Here is a 19,371-nt window from a genome sequence, read left to right as displayed (position 1 = left end):
AGGGTGGGCACGGCCCGGCGCCCGCTGTCGGTCGGACGCGGGGGCGGGTGGGGTGGTGCGGTACGCGGAGCCGGGGCCGGCCCTGGGTGGGGGCCGGGGGCCTGGCGTGCGGGTCAGGCCCCCGGCGTGGCGGCAGTGGTGCGCGCCGTGCCGGACGGCTCGGCGGGTCCGCCGGACAGCTCGGCGGTCAGGGCGGCGAAGGCGTCGTGCACGAGGCCGTCCGGGAAGGCGTCCCGGTCCCAGGCCAGCCGTACGAGCAGATTGCTCCCGTACGAGACGGAGACCGCGAACGGCGCCTGGAGCGGCCGCCCGTCGATGTGCACCTCCCGGCCCGCGACGCCGTCCAGTTCCAGCGGCGGGCGGCGGTGCAGGTCCTCGAAGGTCAGCAGACCGTCCAACTGCCCCGTCCAGGGGACGGTGGCCGTCCGGGCCGCCCGGACCACCTCGTCGAACGGGGCGTCGGCGTGGTCGAGGTCGTCCCACCAGGTGGTGGTCAGGTCGTCCGGGCCGCAGGCGAAGGCCGGGTGCACGACGGTGTTGAGGAAGCAGCCGAGGACGGGCGGCGCTGCGGCGGGGCGGCCGCCCCAGGGGTAACCGAGCAGCGGCGTACGGCCAGGCGCGCCCGCCTCGACCAGAGCGCGCGCGACACCGCCGCACGCCCCGAGCAGCACGGGGAAGGCCGTGGCCCGCCCGTCACCGCCGCGGACCGGCAGGCGCGCCTGGAGTGCACCGGTGGGCCGCGGCGCATCCGGTACGGACGCCTGTCGGGCGGTGGGCTGCCCGGGAGCCGCGCTCGTGCCGCTGCCCGCGAGCGCCGGGGCGATCCTGCGGGCCCAGTACGCGAGCGCGCCCGGCCCCGACGCCCGTTGTTCCGCGTCGAGTTGCAGGCGTACGGCCTCCCGGTACCCGGCCACCTCCACCGTGGCTCGGTCCTGCGGCACATCGCCGGGACCGAGCCCGTGCCCGTACGCCTCGCCGAGGTCGGCGGAGATCCGGCCGAGCGACTGCTCGTCGCACACGGCGTGGTCCAGGGCGAGGGCGAGAATCTCCACGGGGCCCGTGGCGCCGTCGGCGCCGTCGGTGTCGGTGCCGCTGTCTGCCTGGGCATCAGCGTGGGCGTCGGCCAGGAACAGCCGCAGCGGCGGGCCTTCGGCCGACCAGGCCGACAGCGTCCGGCGCAGGGCCCCCGCCGCGCTTTCCCCGGGGCGCGGAGTCACCCTGTTCACCTGCGCCTCGGGCGCACCGAGCCGCTGGACGGGCGCCCCGCGCAGGACGTCGGGCCGGGTACGCAGCGCGGGGTGCGCCGCGGCCAGGTAGCCGGCGGCCGCACGCAGCCGCTCCAGGTCGATCGTGCCGCGCGGGAAGGCGAAGAACAGCGGTACCACGTCGGGCCGGCCACCGGGCGCCAGCCGCCGGGCGAGCAGGAACCGCCGCTGCGCACCGGTGACGGGCAGCAGCGCCGCCGGGTCGCTCACCCCGGCGGCGGCCTTCTCGTAGCGGGCGAGGTACTGCTCCGTGATGTTGACGGTGGCCCGGTGGGCACCGGTGCCGGTGGTGAAGCGGGTACGGATGCCGGTGCCGGCCGGTTGGCCGGTGCTGAGACCGACTGTCGTGCTGGGGTCCACGATGACCTCCTTCGCGCCGCCGCGGACGGGGCGTTGCGTACGAGACGTGCAGGACGTACGAGACGTGTAAGACGTACGAGACGTAGCGGCCGCGTACGAGGCATATGAGCCGGTCGCGACGTACGAGGCGGATGGGTGGCGTGAGGCGTGCGGCCGCAGCCGTGCACGCGGGAACCACGCGGCAACACGGCGGCCGGATCGCAGGCACCGGCCCACCGGCCGGCTGACCCACGTCGGCGGGTGGGTCAGCCGGCCGCTCCGGGCGCATCAACTGCCTCGGAAGCCGCCCCGGTTCCCGCTCCGTGCGCCGCCTCGCCGTGCGCCTCTCCGGCGGCCGGCAGGTCCCGCAGCTTGCGCAGCGGGGACAGCAGCAGGGGGATCGGTACGAGCAGGAACCCGACCGCGCACACCCATACGGCGGCCAGTGGACCGGCCGCTCCGGCGATGGAACCGCCGGCCAGCGCGCCGAGCGGCATGGTCCCCCAGACCATGAACCGCAGCGTGGCGTTCATCCGGCCCAGCAGCGCGTCGGGACAGAGCAGTTGCCGGAAGCTCACCTGGGCCACGTTGTAGACGACCGCGCCGAAGAAGACGGCGCCCGAGCCGAGCGCGAACCAGCCGGCGGCGGCCCCGTGCCCGGACAGCGGCCACAGCAGGGCGAACGGTCCGGTGACCAGGGGCGCGAGCCAGATGATGCGGGCCTGCCCCAGCCGCCGGGCCACCGTTCCGGCGCACAGGGCCCCGCTCAGGCCGCCGACGGCGGAGGCGGACAGCATCAGCCCGAGCACGCCGGGCGGCAGGCCCAGTTCGCGGGTCAGGAACACGGTCTGTACGGCGACGAGCATCGCCGAGAAGAAGTTCGCCACCCCGGTCGTCAGCGCGATCATGCGCAGTACAGGGTGCCGCAGTACGAAGGCCAGGCCCTCCTTGACCTGCGCCGACAGCGACACCCCCGGCGTGACCTCGGGCTCCGGCTCCCGGACGCGGATGCCGCGCAGGAACAGGGCGGACGCGAGGTATCCGGCCGCGTTGGCCAGTACGGCCACCGGCGGTCCGAGCAGTTGGACGATGCCGCCGCCCAGTCCGGGCCCGGCCACCTGCGCCGCCGAACGCGCGGTCTCCAGCGCCCCGTTGCCCGCCACCAGCCGGGGGCCCGGCAGTACCCTCGGCAGGTAGCTCTGGTGGGCGACGTCGAAGAACACGGTGGCGACGCCGGTGACGAAGGCCACCACGTACAGCTGGGCCATCGTCAGAGCGTGGCACGCCGCGGCGAGCGGCACACTGCCCATCGCCACCGCGCGCACCACATCCGTACGGATCAGCAGCGGCAGCCGCCGGACCCGGTCCACCCAGGCGCCCGCCGGCAGCCCGATGAGCAGGAACGCGGCGGTCTCGGCCGCGGTGAGCAGGCCCACTTCGAAAGCCGAGGCGTGCAGCCCGACGACGGCCACCAGGGGCAGGGCCACGAGGGCCACTTGGGTGCCTGCCTGGCTGGCCGCGGCCCCGGCGAGCAGCAGCCGGAAGTCGCGATGGCGGAGGAGCCCGTCACCGGCGCGGCTGCCGGAGGCTCGTGAGGTGGTCACATGGCTGACATTTGGTGATGAAGAGGGGGCGGGTCAAAACGACCGTAGGTTTTCCGGACAGCTTGATCCGCATTCCGGACGCTGTACGAATGTTTTGTCGTAAACCGTCCGTTCTCTCCGGTCCACCCTGCCCTGAGGTGACCTGCTACATCCTCACCAAACGTTCACTCGGCGACCATTTTTTCGGCCGTCGAGCGAATGTCCGGTTAGTGCGGCTGGGTGTGTTCAGAAACCGTAAGGACTGCTGACGGACGGGGCGAAATGTGTTACGAGCCGTGAACCCAGCGTGTCCGCGCGCCGCCGGCCTCCGGCTCCGGCACCCGGCGGTCCACCTCCAGGGCCCGGCAGGCCGGCCCCGTGCCGCGCCCGGAACGCCCGCGCCGCCTGCCCGTCCCGGGGTGCACGGTCAGGCCCAGCCGGCACCGGTCCAGGTACTCCGTGATCTGCTCGTCGTCCCACCCGCCCGCCTCCCGCAGCCCTGACGACAGGTGCGCCAGGTAGGCGTCGGTCGGCTGCGTACGCGGGATCTCGCCCGCGCCCCACGGCGCCGTGAAGGTGAGCAGCGGCAGCCCGTCCAGCGTGCCGGGATGCACCAGCGTCTCGTAGCGGCCGGGGCCGAACTGCGCCCGCCCCCGGTCCAGCACTTCGGTCAGATCCAGGTCCGCCGCCGGGTCACGGTGCATCTCCTGTGCGGCGATGTCGGAGAACTGGCCCCGCGTCACCAGGTGGGCGCGGGCCCACACCTCGCCGGGCCCTTCCGGGTCGTAGAACGCCACGCCGCCCGTCCAGTTCAGCGACTCCAGCGCGAAGTACATGGTCCCCGGCAGCACGACCGGCACGGAACGGGCGGGCGGCCTGGGGTCACGGCATCCCGGACACGTCCGCAGGCCGCCCGGCGGGCGCCCGCCCGTCAGATAGTGGCGCAGCCGTGCGCCGTGCATGTTGGAGCCGTACGACACGTACCAGACGTGCACCGCATCATCCCTTCGCCGACGCGCCGCCCGAGCCGGGCGGCCTCCCGGGCCGAGCCGTATGTCAAGCCGTACATCCGGCCACAAACCGGGTCGTAAGCCATGGTGCGCCCGTCGATACCACAGATCGCCGAGCGAATCCTGCGGTTTGGTAAAGAGATGGAGGTGAGCCCTGTTCACAGAGGGGGGCAGGAGACAGGAACCCCGTGCAGCTCTGTGATCACCGCCGCCTCGCGCGGCGCTTTGTACAGGGGGACCCCACATGAGACGAACAGCAGCGCTCGGCGCCGCCGGCACCCTGGCGGCCGGCACGCTCATGGCCGGAGCGATATCCGCCACGCCCGCCGGTGCGGGCCAGCAGCTCCACCGTGGTTCGGCCGAGGGCCGCGGCGTGTCGGCCGCCGCCCGCGCGGCCGAGCGGGGCATCGACTGGCAGGCCTGTCCCGCCGACTGGGACCTGAAGGTTCCCGTCCAGTGCGGCTACGTGACCGTCCCGGTCGACTACGCCAAGCCCGACGGCCGCACCATCAAGATTGCCGTGGACCGGATCGGCAACACCGGCGGCAAGAGCGAGCGGCAGGGCTCCCTCCTCTACAACCCCGGCGGCCCCGGCGGCTCGGGCATGACGTTCCCGACCCGTGCCACCGGCAAGAACGCGGTGTGGGCGAAGACCGCGAAGGCGTACGACTTCGTCGGTTTCGACCCGCGCGGCGTCGGCCACTCCGCCCCCCGTCTCCTGCGCCGACCCGCAGGAGTTCGTCAAGGCACCCAAGGCCGACCCGGTGCCGGACAGCGAGGCCGACAAGCGCGCCCGGCGCAGACTGGCCAAGGAGTACGCGCAGGGCTGCGAGGAGCGCGGCGGCGCTCTGCTGCCGCACCTGACGACGCCGAACACGGCCCGGGACCTGGACGTCATCCGGGCCGCTCCCGGCGAGAAGAAGCTCACCTACCTGGGCGTCTTCTACGGCACCTACCTCGGCGCCGTGTACGCCACGCCCTTCCCGGACCATGTCCGCCGGATGCTCGTCGACCCGTCGCGCGAGAAGGTCCGGTACCAGGCCAACCTCGACCAGGACCTCGCCTTCGAGACGCGCTGGAGCGACTGGAAGAAGTGGGTCGCCCGGCACGACGCCGTCTACCACATCGGCACCACCGAGGCCGAGGTCCAGGTGAAGTGGGAGGAGCTGCGCGCCACCGCCAAGAAGGCCCCGATCGGTGGCGTCGTCGGTCCGGCCGAGCTGACCGGCTTCTTCCAGAACACGCCCTACTACGACTCCGCGTGGGCCTCGACCGCCCAGGTGTGGAGCGCGTACCTCTCGGGTGACGCGAAGCCGCTGATCCAGAACGCGGGCCCGGACCTGGACGACAAGGCGGGCAACGCCGCCTCCGAGAACAGCAACGCGGTCTGCACGGCCGTGGAGTGCAGCGACGCTACGTGGCCCGCCGACTGGCGCGAGTGGGACCGGGACAGCACCCGCACCCATGCGAAGGCCCCCTTCATGACCTGGGCCAACGCCTGGACGAACCTGCCCTGCGCGACCTGGCCGGAGCAGCAGCGGACCCCGGTCGAGGCGCGGACCGGCAAGGGCCTGCCCAGCGTCCTGATCGTGCAGAGCACCCGGGACGCGGCGACTCCGTACGGCGGTGCCGTCGAGCTGCACCGGCGTCTCAGGGCTCGCGTCTGATCACCGAGCAGGGGGCCGGCTCCCACGGCGTGTCGCCGGTCTGGTCAACCCCTGCATCAACAACCGGGTCGACACCTACTTCCTGACCGGGAAGACCGACTTCAGGGACGTGACGTGCGCACCGCACGCGGCCCCGGAGCCGGGCACGGCGTAACCGGCCCCGCCGACACTGGTCAGGGGGAATGTGGTGCCGCCCGGGGAAAAGTGGTGCCACACGTGTGCCACCATGGCGTTATGGACCTCACGCCCTACGTCGACAACCTCCGGCACGAGCTCGCGGTGGCCGCGGACGCGGGGGGAGACGAAGCGCGTGCCCTCGCCGAGCGGCTCACCGCGCCGCTGGAGTCGGCCGCCCGCCTCACCCTGCTGAACGCGCTGTCCGCCGCGATGGGGGAGGTCACCCGGGACCTGGCGCCGGGGTCCGTCGACGTACGGCTGCGCGGACTCGATCCCGAGTTCGTGGTGACGGCGCCGCCGGCCCCGCAGCCGTACGAGCAGGACGAGCCCGGGAGCACACCGGGCGGCGCCTGGACCTCCGCGCCGGCCGCCCCTGCCCCAGCCCCCGCCTCCCTCGACGGGGGTGACGGCGGCACGGCGCGGATCAACTTCCGGCTGCCCGCCCACCTCAAGGCCCGGGTCGAGGACGCGGCGGGCCAGGAGGGACTGTCGGTCAACGCCTGGCTCGTACGGGCCGTCGCCTCGGCACTGGAACCCGGCGAGCGAAACCGCCCGTCCGGCCACCAGCGGCACGGGGGCCGGCAGAGTTATACGGGCTGGGTCCGCTGACCGGCACAGGCGGCCGGGGAAGTCAGCGCTGTCGCGCTGACCAGGATCCCCCGTCCCGCATGGAACCGCTCGAAGACGCGCATGGGCAGCGCTGCGGAGTCTGCGTTGTGGGAGTAGCCCGACGGATCGTGGAACCGCACCATCCCGCCCTGGGCCGCATGGATCAGCACCAAGTGCCCTCCCCGGCTCGGTGCACAGGTTCCCGGATCACGGATCTCAGGAGAGACCGACGCGATCAGGACTTGCCCGGGGCGCACCGCTGGGGCGGAGGCGTGAATCGGTGTGTTCTCGACCAGTTGGCAGGTGAATCCGAATTGTGCGCCGACCCAGGCCATGAAGGGCCGGTAGATCAGTCCTCGGACCTTGCCCCGGGGCTCCACCACGTAGCAGCCCCGGTCGAGGGCCAGCGCGACGAGTTCACGCATCGACAGGCGGATGTCCGTCCAGCCATGAAGCAGGGACTGCAAGCAGGCCAGGCCGCAGACTTTGCGGGACCAGAACAGGTACTCCTCGCGCGAGTGGTAGCCGTCGGAGGCCCAGTCGTGCAGGTGCGTCGGATCGGTGCGCCGCAGGAAGACGTCGAGGCCCGAGGGAGCGGCACGCCGCATGACGACCTCGTCGTTGCGGTCCAGGCTGCCCCACTGGGAGACGTACGGGAGCCTTCCGTCATGTGAGGGGAAAGTCGAAATAGACATCTGCATAAGGCTCGCTCTTCAGCGTGTAGTGCCACCACTCGCAGGCGTAGGGGACAAATCCGCAGTTCTCCATGAGGGAGCAGAGGCGCTCGCGGTTTTCCGCTTCGGTGGGTGTTATTCCGCTTGCTCCATGATGGGAGACCGGATCCATGAGGTCGTGGTCGCCGCCCATGCGGACCTTTTCTCCGGTGCCGAGGGCGTAGAGCGTCAAGTCGACGGTACTGCCGCGACTGTGGTGGGACTTGGCGGCCACGTATCCCTTGTCGAAAAGCTCGGACCTGTCGATATTGGGATAGTGGCGCTGCTTGGTTCGGCCGTCCTCCGGCTGTTCTGCCCAGCGTTTGAAGCAGTCGACGGCGCGTTGCGGACGGTATCCGTCCCAGACCAGCAGGCCGAAGCCGAGAGACGCGGCTTCTTCGTGCGCTCGTCCCAGGGCCGTGCACATAGCTCTGGTGCCGACGATCCGGTTGACCAGGTATCCGTCGACCGGCGCTCCGGTGAAGTTGTCCCCGGTGGCGTACTTGGCGTCCCAACGGATGCCGGGGACCAGCTCGTCGAGGTGCACGAAGTCGCCGTTCACCGCTTTTCCTGGCGCAGCGTCACGGACACGAGTCGGTCGATCACGTCGGAGAGCGGCAGTCCCGCGGCGGCCATCATCCGGGGATAGCGGCTGTAGGAGGTCATGCCGGGCAGGGTGTTGACTTCGTTGAGCACCACCTGGCCGTCCTCCTTGAGGAACAGGTCCACGCGGGCAAGGCCCTGGCAGCCCAGTGCGCGGTAGATGGTCTTGGCGGTCTCCTGGACGAGCCGGCGCGAAGCTTCGGGGATGTCGGCGGGGACGATGAACGCCGAGTTCTCCGAGCCGGTCTCGGGCGCGTCCTCCTGGTGGATTCTGAAGAATCCGTGTGAGAGGGCTACACGGTCCACCTCGCCCGCGATCGGATCGGCGGGGTCGCCCAGGAGGGCGCAGCCGACCTCGCTGCCGGCCACGGCCTCCTCGATCAGGATCTTCGCGTCGTACTGTCGTGCCGCGTCCAGTGCGCCGGGCAAGGCCTCTTTCCCCGCGACTTTGCTGACTCCGAAGGACGAGCCCGAACGGGCCGGCTTCACGAAGACAGGGTAAGGAAGCCGGTCGGCGTCGACCTTCTCGTTGTCCGCGACCACCCGGAAATCGGGCGTGGCGACACCCGCGCTCCTGGCGACGGTGTAGGTCAAGGATTTGTCCATGCAGAGGGCAGAGCTCTGAACGTCGCAGCCGGCATAGGGGATGCCGGAAAGTTCCAGCAGGCCCTGGAGCACACCGTCTTCGCCGAATGTGCCGTGCACCACGGGCAGCACGACATCCAGGCGGACCACTTCGAAGCGTTCCCGTTCCAGGACGAGCAGTCCATGGACGCTTCGGTCGGGTGACAGTACGACCGGACGGGCGCTGTCGTTCTCCCAGTCTGCGCCGGGGGCGTCACAGAGCTTCCAGACGCCGGACTGCGTAATGCCGATCCAGTACGGTTCGTAGGTATCGGTGTTGAGGTTCTTCGCGACCTCCTGGGCGGACTTGACGGAGACGGGGTGTTCTTCGGAAGAGCCCCCGAAGATGACGCCGACCTTCAACCGGTCCATGTTTTCCCGCTTTCGAAGTCGAGGCAGTTGACGAGGCTGTGGGTGACGGTGTCCCGCAGCGCGTGGTCGGTGTAGTAGGCCGTGTGCGGGCTGATGAACACATTCGGCAGCTCTTGCAGTCGCAACAGCGAGTGGTGGTCGAGGGGCTTGTTCCGGCAGTCGGTGTAGAAGATGCCTTCCTCGCCGTCGAGGACGTCCAGCGCCGCGCCGCCCAAACGGCCGCTCTCCAACGCCGGAAGAAGGGCTTCAGTGTCGATGAGTGGCCCGCGTCCGGTGTTGACGACGAACGCGCCAGGTTTCATCTGCCCGATACGCCGGCGATCGAGGAGATGGTGTGTTTCCGCGGTGAGCGGGGTGTGGAGCGTGACGATGTCGCTGTGCCGGAGCAGCTCGTCGAGCGGCACGTGATCGGCGCCGGTCCCGGGGCGGTTGTCGCAGGCCAGCACGCGACAGCCGAAGCCCTGCAACCGATCGATGACCGCTGAGCCGATACGCCCCGTGCCGACCACTCCGACCGTCAGATCGCGCAGCTCTTTGCCGCGTGTCTCACTCAGCCGGTAGTCATGGGCATCGGCACGGCGGAGAGTGGCCTTCGCGTGACGCACGGCCATCAGCATCAGCATCAGCGTGTAGTCGGCAACGCTGTCGGGCGAATACGCCACGTTTCCGACGGAGATACCGATGCTCTGCGCGTAGCTCACGTCGATGTGGTCGCGGCCGACGCTTCGTGTGGAGAGATACTCCACCCCGGCGCGGCCCAGCGCCTTGAGGGTGGCACGGGTGACGCGCGTCTTGTGGCCGATGCTGACGCACCGGTTCCCGGCGGCCAGAACGCTGTTGGCTTCGCAGACCGCTGCCTTCGTGATGGTCGGCACCACACCCAGGCGAGGCGCCATTTCCCGGAAGAGACGGGCCTCGTCCGGCTCGCACCCGTAGACCGTGATTCCCGTGGTCGAATCAGCCCGTGAGGGTGGCACCGGCGCTCGGGTGCGGCACGCCGCCGCTCGTGTGGGTCCGCTGGAATTCATGCCCGTCAGTCAAGAGGGCATGGTGTTGCCGACGCGTATGCGTTTTTCGATACGCCGACGATATGGTGCCGGCCGCTGCCGCGCAGGGCGATGTCCGCCTTGATCGTCACGGGCGGGTCCCGGCCCGAGGGGATGCTGCCGGGGCGCCTACGCTACCCGGTGCCGTGTCGCCTTCGCAGCTCCGGCCGCCCCGAAGCGGCGCTCGGGCGGGCCGGCGACGCCGCGGGCGAACCGGGGGCTCAACCTGTCGGGTCCTCCGGCCGGTCCCACGGACGAAGCCGACGCGGCCGACCGACCGCCGCCACGCTCGCGCGGGGTGGTGGCGGGCACCATATCGTCGGCGTATCGAAAACTGCATACGCGCCGGCAACACCGCGCTTACTTGACTGAAGGACATGAGTTTCAGCGAACCGGCCTGTGCCGTCCTCTGCCTTGTCAGCCCGCCTGCGCCCGCCCTCACCACGACGGGCCGGTCACTGCTGCGCAGCGCCGCTCCTTGCGCGGTCGAGGCGTGATCCCCCTCAGCCTCGGCGAGCTCGCCGCAGTGGTCGGCGGGCGGGTCGAGGGCGACGGCGCCGTGACGGTGAGCGCGCCGGCCGTGCTCGACGGCCGGCGGGCCGAGCCGGGTGGTCTCTTCGTGGCCTTCACCGGCGAGCACGTCGACGGCCACGACTTCGCCGTCCAGGCCGGCCGGGCCGGCGCGGTGGCCGTGCTCGGCTCCCGGCCCACGGCGCTGCCGACCGTCGTCGTCGAGGACGCCGAGGCCGCGTTGCAGGCGCTCGCCGCCCACGTCGTGGCACGGCTGCGCGAGGGGCTGACCGTCCTCGCGGTGACCGGGTCCCGCGGCAAGACCAGCACCAAGGACCTGCTGGCGGCCGTGCTGTCGAGCGCCGCGCCGACGATCGCGACGACCGGCTCGCTCAACAACGAGCTCGGCGTGCCGCTGACCATGCTCCGATGCACCGAGGCCACCCGCTTCCTCGTCCTGGAGATGGGAGTGCGCCGCATCGGCGACATCGCCGAGCTCACCAGCCTGGTCGCGCCCGATGTCGGGGTCGTCCTCAACGTCGGCCAGGCCCACCTCTGCCATCTCAAGTCGCGCGCGGCGATCGCCCGGGCCAAGGGGGAGCTGGTGCAGGGTCTGGCGCCCGGCGGCACCGCGGTTCTGGGCGCCGACGATCCGCGGGTGGCCGCGATGCGCTCGCTCACCGACCGAGCGGTGCTGACCTTCGGCCGGGCCGAACACGCCGACGTCCGCATCCTCGACGTGGTGCTGGACCGGCTCGCCCGGCCGTCCTTCACCCTGCGGACCGCCGCCGCCCGGGCCACGGTCGCGCTGCCGCTCGTTGGCGCTCACCAGGCGCTCAACGCCTCGGCTGCCGCGGCGGCGGGGCTGGCGGCCGGCGTCCGTCTCGATGCTGCCGCGGCGGCGCTGCCCACCGTCTCGCTGTCGAAGTGGCGCTTGGAGCTGCGTGACCTCGCCGGCGGCGCGACGCTGCTCGACGATTCCTTCAACGCCGATCCCGACTCGGCCCGAGCCGCCCTGGACGCGCTGGCGGCCATCGAGGGCAAACGCCGCATCGCCGTCCTCGGCCAGATGCTCGAACTTGGCGACGGCAGTGAGGCCGAGCACCGCGCCGTCGGGGCGTACGCCGCTGCCCGGGCCGACGTGGTGCTCGCGGTCGGCGCCCGGTCGCTCGCCGACGGTGCCGGGCCGCGGGCGGTGGCGCTGGCCGACAACGCCGCGGCCGTCCAGTGGCTGCGCGGCCGGCTCACGGTCGGCGACGTCGTGCTCGTCAAGGCCTCCCGCGGGGCGCGCCTGGACGAGGTCGCCGCCGCGCTCGCCTGCGGGCCTCCCGACGGGTCGGCGGACCGGCTCATGGACGACAGGTAGGAGCGGTTGTGGCTTTTCGGGTACGGACCATCACGACGGACGATCATGCCGCGTTCAACGCGTCGCAACCTGCGGTGAGTTTCCTGCAGACCCCGGCCTGGGCGTCGGTGAAGAGCGAGTGGGTATCGGAGTCTCTGGGCTGGTTCGACGACCGCGGTCGGCTGGTCGGCGCGGGCCTGGTGCTGTATCGGCGGCTACCCGGGGCCAAGGCGTCGCTGGCGTACCTGCCCGAGGGGCCGGTGATCGACTGGGCCTCGGATGATCTGGCCGGCTGGCTCGGCCCGTTGGTGGAGCACCTCAAGCGCTCCGGTGCCTTCGCCATCCGCATCGGGACGACGGTGGCGGCCCGCACCTGGAGCGCGGCGACGGTCAAGGCCGCGATGGCCGACCCGGGGGCCACCAGGCTCAGCGAGGTGCCGCCGGACACGGTCAACGACATTGCTGTCCGGGCGCGCGTCCAGCTACGGCGGCTGGGCTGGCGCCCGCCGAAGGAGGACGACGGGTTCTCCGCCGGGCAGCCGCGCCGGGTCTTCCAGGTGCTGTTGGTCGGCAAGGACGAGCAGCAACTGCTCCAGGGGATGAACCAGATGTGGCGGCGCAACATCAAGAAGGCCGACAAGGCGGGCGTCGTGGTGACCCAGGGCGGTGTCGGGGACCTGCCCGACTTCTACCGGGTCTACCTCGAAACCGCTAAGCGTGATCACTTCATCCCGCGGCCGTTCGGTTACTTCCCGGTCATGTTCGAGGCGCTGCTGGCCGAGGACAAGGACCGGATCCGGCTCTACCTGGCCCATCACGAGGGTGATCTCGTGGCCGCCACCATCTGGATCCGGGTCGGAGAACACGCCTGGTACAGCTACGGCGCCTCGGCCACGGCCAAGCGGGAGGTGCGCGGGTCGAACGCCGTGCAGTGGAAGATGGCCACCGACGCGCTGGCTGCCGGGTGCACGGTCTACAACCTGCGCGGTATCACCGACACGGTGGACGAGAACGACCCGCACCTGGGCCTGATCCAGTTCAAGGTCGGTACCGGTGGCGAAGCCGTGGAGTATCTCGGTGAATGGGATCTGCCGCTCAATCGCCTGCTGTACAAGGCCTTCGACGTCTACATGTCCCGTCGGGGCTGAGGCAGCCTGCCGGTGGCGGGCCTCGGTGGGTGCGAGGTGACGGGGCAGGAAGCGGCCACGCGCGTCGTTCGGGAGCGTGCCGGCCGGTTGCACGGGGGCTCAACGCTCCGCAGGCCGGTCGACGGCCGTATCGGGCCGCTCGTTCGCCTCGCCCCTGGAGCCGGCCGGCCGCCGGATCCCGCGTGGTCGCTCCGGCCGTGAGCGGGCAGCGGGGTGGCCCGGTGCGGTGCGGGCGTTGGCCGGGCCCGTCCGGTCTGGTGGTGTGTGCGCCGGCGCGGCGGGGAGCCGCACCGTGACGCGGAGCCCGCCGGCGGGGCGGGGGGTCAGGGTGAGGGTTCCGTCGTGGGCCTGGGTGATGCTGTTGACGATGGCCAGGCCGAGGCCGACGCCGGCGTGGCCGGTGTGCAGGCGTTCGGTGCCGCGCTGGAACGGCTCGGTGAGGGTCGAGACCGACTGTGCGGTGAGCTGCTCGCCGGTGTTCTCGACGGTGAGCGCCACAGTGTCCGGGCGGGCGCTGGTGGTCACCCATACGGTGCCCGCTTCCGGCAGGTTGTGGCCGATCGCGTTGTGCACCAGGTTCGTGGTCAGTTGCAGCAGGAGGGCCGGTGAGCCGAGGGTGGTGCTCGTCCCGCCGGAGGTTTCGAGGGTGACGCCGTGCTGTTCTGCCAGGGGCAGGAGCGTTTCCGTGGCTTCTTCTGCCATGAGGGACAGATCGACGCGTTCTCTGGTGAAGGACCGCTGGTTGGCGCGGCTGAGCAACAGCAGTGCTTCAGTGAGGTCGATGGCGCGGGTGTTGACCACGCGCAGGCGCTCGACCAGCTCACTGGTGTCGCGGTCGGGGTCGTTGCGGGCCACGTCGAGAAGCGCCTGGGTGACCGCCAGCGGGGTGCGCAGTTCGTGGGAGGCGTTGGCCGCGAAGCGCTGCTGCTGGGCGACGTGGGCTTCGAGCTGGGCGAGCATGGTGTCGAAGGAGTCGGCGAGTTCGCGGAATTCGTCTCGGCGGCCCGGCAGGCGGATCCGGTGGGAGAGCGGTCCGTTCGCCACCTTGCGGGTGACGTCGGTGATGCGGATCAGCGGGGTGAGCATCCGGCCGGCCAGGATCCACCCGCCCACGAGACCGAACACCAGCAGGAACGCCAGCACCAGGATGCCCGCCGGGACGAAGACGACGGGACCGAAATTGCTGGGGTCGAAGACGCGCAGGAAGTCGGACGGTTCGGGGATCTTCGGGCTTGTCGAGCGTCCTCGCAGGAGGAAGGCCCACACGGCGGCGAGCAGCAGGGCGCCCGCGATCACGAGGAACCCGGCGTAGCTGAGGGTGAGCTTGAGGCGCACGCTGAGCCCTTGACGCCTATCCACGCCGCGCTGCCCGTCCCTCGGCGTCTGCTCCGGTGTCGATGCGGTAACCGACGCCGGGCACGGTGGCGATCAGCCAGGGCTCACCGAGGCGTTTGCGCAGGGCCGAGACCGTGATACGCACGGCGTTGGTGAACGGGTCGGCGTTCTCGTCCCACGCCCGCTCCAGCAGCTCTTCCGCGCTGACCACCCCGCCTTCGGCGGCGGCGAGGACTTCGAGCACGGCGAACTGCTTGCGGGTCAGAGCGATGTAGCGGCCCTCGCGGTAGACCTCGCGGCGGAAGGGATCCACGCGCAGGCCCGCGAGCTCGCGCACCGGCGGCCTGCTGTGGGCGCGTCGGCGGTCGAGTGCTCTGAGCCTCAGCACGAGTTCTCGCATGTCGAAGGGTTTGGTGAGGTAGTCGTCGGCGCCGAGTTCGAACCCGCTGGCCTTGTCCTCCAGCCGGTCGGCCGCGGTCAGCATGAGGATCGGCATGCCGCCGCCGCAGGCGACGATGTGCCGGGCGATCTCGTCACCGGTCGGTCCGGGGACGTCCCGGTCCAGGACGGCGATGGCGTAGGCGTTGGTGCTCAGCAGTTCCAGGGCGGTATCACCGTCTCCGGCGATGTCGGCCGCGATGGCTTCCAGGCGCAGCCCGTCGCGGATGGCCGCGGCCATGTAGGGCTCGTCCTCGACGACTAACACACGCATGGACAGATCCTACGAGCCGGGGCATATCGCCGGTGTATCGAAAAGCGGATACGCGCCGGCAACACACCGCCCTCTTGTCTGGGGGCATGAACGAACCTCACGTCATCCCCACCGGGCCCCGGGACCGGGTGTTCGCCGTCCTGGCGGTGGTGCTCGCCGTGCTCCTGCTGCCCGTTGCGTTCGTCTGCCGTCCCGGCCGCGCCCGCGAGCTGGCCTGCTGCTGGGCGTTGGGGTTGCGGTTTCCTGCCGAGGACCTCAGCGGGCTCACCGACGGTGCCAGGACGGCGTTCAACGCGGCACGCACTGAGGCGCTGTGGCGCCACGGGCAGCTCATCGGCCTCACCTCGGGATACCGCGACCCTTTCGTGCAGCAGCGGTTGTTCGACGCGGAGGTGCGGCGCGTCGGCTCGCCTGCCGCGGCCCGGAGACTGGTGCTGCCGCCGGCGGAATCCAGGCACGTCAAGGGCACCGCGCTGGATGTGCGCCCGTTCGAAGGCGCGCGCTGGCTGGAGGAGCGCGGTGCCCGCTACGGCCTCTATCGCATCTACGACAACGAGTGGTGGCATTTTGAGTACCACCCGCACACCGGAGTGCCGTCAACGCCCCAGGAGATCCGTGATGCTGTGCACGCGCGTTGACGGGGGCAGAAGGCCGGGCGCCTGAAAGGGCGTCTCCGGGGCGTGCGGGGCCGTGCCTTCGTCGGACGCGAGGAAGAGCTTGCCACCTTCGACGAGGCCCTGTGCGCAGGCGGCGGTGCGCTCTTCGCTCAGAGCTCGGGAGCTGACGAAGGGCGCCTCACGGTCCTCAAACGCCAGGAGAGGAGGTCGGCCGACAGCGCCGGGACGCCGTTGCTCTGTCGACACGTCGCCCTCTCGGAAGCGGACCAGGTCGTCCTCGCTGTCCCGGGATCGGGAGCGGACAGCAAGGAGCCACCGGCCTCCATCCGACCTCACCGTCAGGTGAACCGCCGCACCGGCTCAGGCGCCGGCAAGGGGACTGTCTCAAGATCTTTGACAGTCCAGACCGACTCGGCGCCACCGACCCGCCAGACCGTCGTCCACCGGCCGGCCCCCTCAGCCAGCCGCAGACAGCCCCGCGTCCCGTCGCTGACGGCGTACGGCGAGACCGTCTGGTCCGGTCCGCACGTATCCGACGTCACCACAGCCGGGCTTTGGACACCGTTCATGCCGACAGCACATCGACAGGTCGACCGGCGGTCGACGTCACAGCGGCTTTCCGTTGTCGGCCCCAGGGCGCCGAACGTGTGTTCTCGTCGCTGCTATATGCTCCCGCTGCCACACGCGATCATTTTGGCCCCAGCCGTGACACCACTGACGCCGGGCCGCGCGGTGCGTCGGTCAGATCACGTCAACCAACTGGGGGGCCAGTGCAGATACCCGTGCAGACGACCGCGAAGACCGCATCGGTGCTGGGGGCGGCCGGACTCGCGCTGCTCACCGCCATGGCGCCCGGTGCCCATGCCGGGCCGGTCGCGCCGCAGCCGCACACGCAGCACACCGAAGCCGAGACAGCGGCGATGGCTCCGGAGAAGCAGGAGAGACTGCTCGCGCCGCTCCGCGCCCTGGCGGACGCTGTGGAACGTGTGGGTTCGGGCGGCAAGGCGGCGGACATTTACGCGGGAGTACGCATCGACGCGCCTCGCGGCACCGTGCAGGTCCAACTGACCGATCTTTCCCGGGCCGCCGCATTCCGCGCAGCCGTATCGGCGGCGGACCGCCGCGCCGACGCCGGAAAACTCGTCGCGGTGCAGGCGAGCCACACCCGCCGGGCGCTGCACGAGGCGCGCGACCGGCTGTTCGCCCGGGAGAAGGCCGGTGAACTGCCCTACACCATCCGCACGGTGGCTGTTGCGGCCGATGCGTCGTCCTTGGAAATAGCCGTGGACAACCCCGATGCGGCGGCCAAGGCGGCCAAGGCGGAGGCGATGGCGCGTCGGCATCCGGGCGCGCGCAGTGCCGCACCGGCGCACGATGTGCCTCTCGTCTTCAAACAGGGGCAGCGCATATCCTCCGCCGCGAAAACCTGGGCCGACGTGAAGTGGAAGGACGGTACGCCGTTCATCGCGGGGGATGTGCTGACCGACGGCGGGCAGTACTGCTCGGCGGGCCTGCCGGCCGTACGTAAGAAGGACAACAAACCCGTCATGGTGACGGCCGCGCACTGTTTCGCCAACGGCACCAAGATATACACCGGTTCCGGCACCGCTCCCGCGTTCGGCAGGTTCTACGACGGGCTCAACGGGCTGACGGGCAACTACACCGGTACGGTGAACGGCATGGCGACCGGCTGGGACGCCGAACTGCTCATCGGGGCCGACAACAACGCCGATGTGAGCGAGACGACCAGTTACCGGCCCCTCACCAGCGTCGCCTATTCGCACAACGGCGACTTCGTCTGCCACAACGGCGCCGCCTCGTTCTTCATGAAGCGGGAAACCGTCTGCGGTATCAAGGTCACTCACGACGACATCACCTACAAGCTGGACACCGGCTGGAAGGTCCGGGGCGTCGAAGGAACCAGGCTGCCGGGCAAACCGTGGGCCGCCGCGCACGGAGACAGCGGCGCCCTGGTGTTCACCCCGAAAGGCTCCGTCCGCCAGGCGCGCGGGATTGTCTCGGCGCTGTCGGGGTCGTACCAGACCAACGCGGGCAACTATCTGTACTGGACCGAGGCGACGGACATCCTCAACCACTTCGGTTTGAAGCTCAATCCGAAGACCTGACACCCCGGTCGGGGCGCAGGCGCCGGCCGAGACCGCGTGGCGCCTGCTGCTGCGCCTTCGCCTCGTTCGCGTACATGTCCACGTACTCCTGCCCGGAGAGCCGCAGAATCTCGTACATGATCTCGTCGGTGACGGCGCGCAGCGCGGCGTGCTCGCCGTCCAGCCCGGCGAACCGTCCGAATTCCAGGGGCTTGCCGAAACGGATCGTGATGCGCATCGCGCGCGGCAGCCGCCGCCCGGTGGGCTGCGCCTCGAACGTGCCGATCATCGCGCACGGCACCACCGGCACCTGGGCCCTGATCGCCATTGCCGCCACGCCCGTGCGGCCCTTGTACAGTCGGCCGTCGTGCGACCGCGTCCCCTCCGGGTAGATTCCCAGCACCCTGCCTTTTCGCAGCACCGCCAGCCCGGATTTCAAGGCGGCCTGCGCCGCCTTTCCGCCGGAGCGGTCCACCGGAATCTGCCCGATGCCCCGGAAGAACGCGGCCGTCAACCGGCCCCGCAGCCCAGGGCCGGTGAAATACTCGGCCTTCGCCAGAAAAGTGACCCGGCGCGGCACGATCACCGGCATCACGAAGTGGTCCGAGAACGACAAATGATTTCCCGCGATGATGGCCGCCCCGGCCGGCGGCACATTGTCCAGCCCTTCCACATGCGGCCGGAAGAGCAGTCTCAGCAACGGCCCCAGAAACACATACTTGAGAACCTGGTAGAACACAGGGCTTCCCCCTCACGCTCCGGAACCGGCTCGCCGTCGTCGCTTGGTTGCATTGTTTTCGCAGGTCAGGCGAGGTGCGAGAAGGAATAGTGTAAGTGCGGACACGGGCAGTCCGTAACCACCCGTCCGGGTCCGGACATGACCGAAGAAGATCATTTTGGCGGACAGTCGGATGATCGATGATCTTCTGGCCGATATCCGCCACCTGGCCATGTGTACGCACTGCGTGGCCGTGCGGTGACGGACGGTCCTGTTATCCGATCGTTCCGTCACAGGTATTCACCTCATACCCGGCAATCGGCCGACTGGCGGTATCGTCCCGGAAAGCGGCTGATGCCGTCCGTCTTCCGGACATGCGGGGCGGGTGGCGCTCTTCACAGGGGGGAACCGGGTTGCGAACGCCTCGCGCACGTCGTCACGCACGTCTCACGCCGACCGCCACGCGGCGCCCGGCGGGCCGCTGCGGAGCGCCGCGGTGCCGCGCGGGCGGGCGTGTGCCCGGGGTGCCGTCCCACCCGGCGGCTCCGTACCGTCCGGAGGGGGCTGGTCCACCCGTAACCAGCTGTTCTGACCTTGTGACCTTTTGACCGGGTGCGCCCGACGCGGCGGTCGACCTGCGCACGGGCCGCTCGCGTCCGTGCGCGGCGCCCTTTCGGCACGGCCCTCGCGTCCGCCCCTTCGGTGAGGCGTCCACGCGGCCCCGGGGATCTGTTTACTTCAGAGATGGTGTTCTGTGACTGAGATATCTGTAGTTGTCATCGTCTACAACGATGCCGAGCGGTTGCCTGCTGCGGTGCAGTCGGTGCTGGATCAGTCGTTCGGTGATGTTGAGGTGGTGATTGTCGATGACTG

The 19,371-nt window shown here is 70.6% G+C and carries 16 protein-coding genes and 1 pseudogene; 7 read left to right on the top strand and 10 right to left on the bottom strand.

Annotated features, from left to right (window positions below; all coding sequences use genetic code 11):
- Positions 1-113: 113 nt before the first annotated feature.
- The 3 genes from AB0A97_RS36375 to AB0A97_RS36365 form a co-directional block, all read right to left on the bottom strand.
- A complete protein-coding gene (locus AB0A97_RS36375) occupies positions 114-1,625 on the bottom strand; it encodes a non-ribosomal peptide synthetase (RefSeq protein ID WP_361158623.1) in 1,512 nt (503 codons plus the stop codon).
- Positions 1,626-1,870: 245 nt separating this feature from the next.
- Complete coding sequence (locus AB0A97_RS36370; protein WP_361158622.1) at positions 1,871-3,208, bottom strand: MFS transporter; 1,338 nt, start codon at positions 3,206-3,208, stop codon at positions 1,871-1,873.
- 266 nt (positions 3,209-3,474) lie between these two features.
- Positions 3,475-4,182: a histone deacetylase gene (locus AB0A97_RS36365; RefSeq protein ID WP_361158620.1), complete on the bottom strand. Its 708-nt coding sequence runs from the start codon at positions 4,180-4,182 to the stop codon at positions 3,475-3,477.
- A gap of 259 nt (positions 4,183-4,441) precedes the next feature.
- On the opposite strand from AB0A97_RS36365, the pseudogene AB0A97_RS36360 reads away from it, so the two are divergent.
- Together AB0A97_RS36360 and AB0A97_RS36355 are read left to right on the top strand one after the other, a co-directional pair.
- Positions 4,442-6,018: pseudogene (locus AB0A97_RS36360) on the top strand (alpha/beta hydrolase).
- A gap of 80 nt (positions 6,019-6,098) precedes the next feature.
- Positions 6,099-6,650 (top strand): hypothetical protein, encoded by a 552-nt coding sequence (locus AB0A97_RS36355; protein ID WP_361158617.1) that lies wholly within the window; start codon positions 6,099-6,101, stop codon positions 6,648-6,650.
- On the opposite strand, the gene AB0A97_RS36350 is transcribed toward AB0A97_RS36355, so the two are convergent.
- The 4 genes from AB0A97_RS36350 to AB0A97_RS36335 are packed head-to-tail and all read right to left on the bottom strand — an operon-like array spanning position 6,629 to position 9,990.
- Positions 6,629-7,345, bottom strand: coding sequence for a hypothetical protein (locus tag AB0A97_RS36350; RefSeq protein ID WP_361158614.1), 717 nt, complete (start codon positions 7,343-7,345; stop codon positions 6,629-6,631). The genes AB0A97_RS36355 and AB0A97_RS36350 overlap by 22 nt on opposite strands.
- Positions 7,317-7,925: a D-Ala-D-Ala dipeptidase VanX gene (gene vanX / locus AB0A97_RS36345; protein ID WP_361158611.1), complete on the bottom strand. Its 609-nt coding sequence runs from the start codon at positions 7,923-7,925 to the stop codon at positions 7,317-7,319. Before vanX ends, AB0A97_RS36350 begins: the two co-directional genes overlap by 29 nt.
- Positions 7,922-8,962 (bottom strand): D-alanine--(R)-lactate ligase, encoded by a 1,041-nt coding sequence (gene vanA / locus AB0A97_RS36340; protein WP_361158608.1) that lies wholly within the window; start codon positions 8,960-8,962, stop codon positions 7,922-7,924. Before vanA ends, vanX begins: the two co-directional genes overlap by 4 nt.
- On the bottom strand, positions 8,950-9,990 hold the full coding sequence (locus AB0A97_RS36335; protein ID WP_361158605.1) for a D-isomer specific 2-hydroxyacid dehydrogenase family protein: 1,041 nt from the start codon (positions 9,988-9,990) through the stop codon (positions 8,950-8,952). Before AB0A97_RS36335 ends, vanA begins: the two co-directional genes overlap by 13 nt.
- A gap of 511 nt (positions 9,991-10,501) precedes the next feature.
- Between AB0A97_RS36335 and murF the strand changes: the two genes are divergently transcribed.
- Together murF and AB0A97_RS36325 are read left to right on the top strand one after the other, a co-directional pair.
- A complete protein-coding gene (murF, locus tag AB0A97_RS36330) occupies positions 10,502-11,884 on the top strand; it encodes a UDP-N-acetylmuramoyl-tripeptide--D-alanyl-D-alanine ligase (RefSeq protein WP_361158602.1) in 1,383 nt (460 codons plus the stop codon).
- Between the two features lie 8 nt (positions 11,885-11,892).
- Complete coding sequence (locus AB0A97_RS36325) at positions 11,893-13,011, top strand: peptidoglycan bridge formation glycyltransferase FemA/FemB family protein (RefSeq protein WP_361158599.1); 1,119 nt, start codon at positions 11,893-11,895, stop codon at positions 13,009-13,011.
- 99 nt (positions 13,012-13,110) lie between these two features.
- Here AB0A97_RS36325 and AB0A97_RS36320 read toward each other — a convergent pair whose 3' ends face one another.
- Together AB0A97_RS36320 and AB0A97_RS36315 are read right to left on the bottom strand one after the other, a co-directional pair.
- The gene (locus AB0A97_RS36320; RefSeq protein WP_361158596.1) at positions 13,111-14,370 is read right to left on the bottom strand and encodes a HAMP domain-containing sensor histidine kinase; all 1,260 of its coding nucleotides are present in this window, start codon (positions 14,368-14,370) and stop codon (positions 13,111-13,113) included.
- Positions 14,363-15,058: a response regulator transcription factor gene (locus AB0A97_RS36315; protein ID WP_361158593.1), complete on the bottom strand. Its 696-nt coding sequence runs from the start codon at positions 15,056-15,058 to the stop codon at positions 14,363-14,365. The genes AB0A97_RS36320 and AB0A97_RS36315 overlap by 8 nt, the downstream gene beginning before the upstream one ends.
- Positions 15,059-15,144: 86 nt before the next feature.
- Here AB0A97_RS36315 and vanY-N point away from each other — a divergent pair, with 86 nt between their 5' ends.
- Both vanY-N and AB0A97_RS36305 read left to right on the top strand, forming a co-directional pair.
- Positions 15,145-15,696, top strand: coding sequence for a D,D-peptidase/D,D-carboxypeptidase VanY-N (gene vanY-N, locus AB0A97_RS36310; RefSeq protein WP_361158590.1), 552 nt, complete (start codon positions 15,145-15,147; stop codon positions 15,694-15,696).
- A gap of 626 nt (positions 15,697-16,322) precedes the next feature.
- The gene (locus AB0A97_RS36305) at positions 16,323-17,801 is read left to right on the top strand and encodes a peptidase (protein ID WP_361158587.1); all 1,479 of its coding nucleotides are present in this window, start codon (positions 16,323-16,325) and stop codon (positions 17,799-17,801) included.
- On the opposite strand, the gene AB0A97_RS36300 is transcribed toward AB0A97_RS36305, so the two are convergent.
- Positions 17,785-18,519 (bottom strand): lysophospholipid acyltransferase family protein, encoded by a 735-nt coding sequence (locus AB0A97_RS36300; protein WP_361158584.1) that lies wholly within the window; start codon positions 18,517-18,519, stop codon positions 17,785-17,787. The two genes, AB0A97_RS36305 and AB0A97_RS36300, sit on opposite strands and share 17 nt — an antisense overlap.
- A 733-nt stretch (positions 18,520-19,252) precedes the next feature.
- Between AB0A97_RS36300 and AB0A97_RS36295 the strand changes: the two genes are divergently transcribed.
- Positions 19,253-19,371: glycosyltransferase (locus AB0A97_RS36295; protein ID WP_361158823.1), on the top strand; the 119-nt coding region annotated here is incomplete at its 3' end.

Origin of the sequence: Streptomyces sp. NPDC045470, assembly GCF_040646595.1 — a bacterium.
Classification (GTDB): Bacteria; Actinomycetota; Actinomycetes; order Streptomycetales; family Streptomycetaceae; genus Streptomyces.
This window is presented reverse-complemented; position numbering and strand designations above follow the sequence as displayed.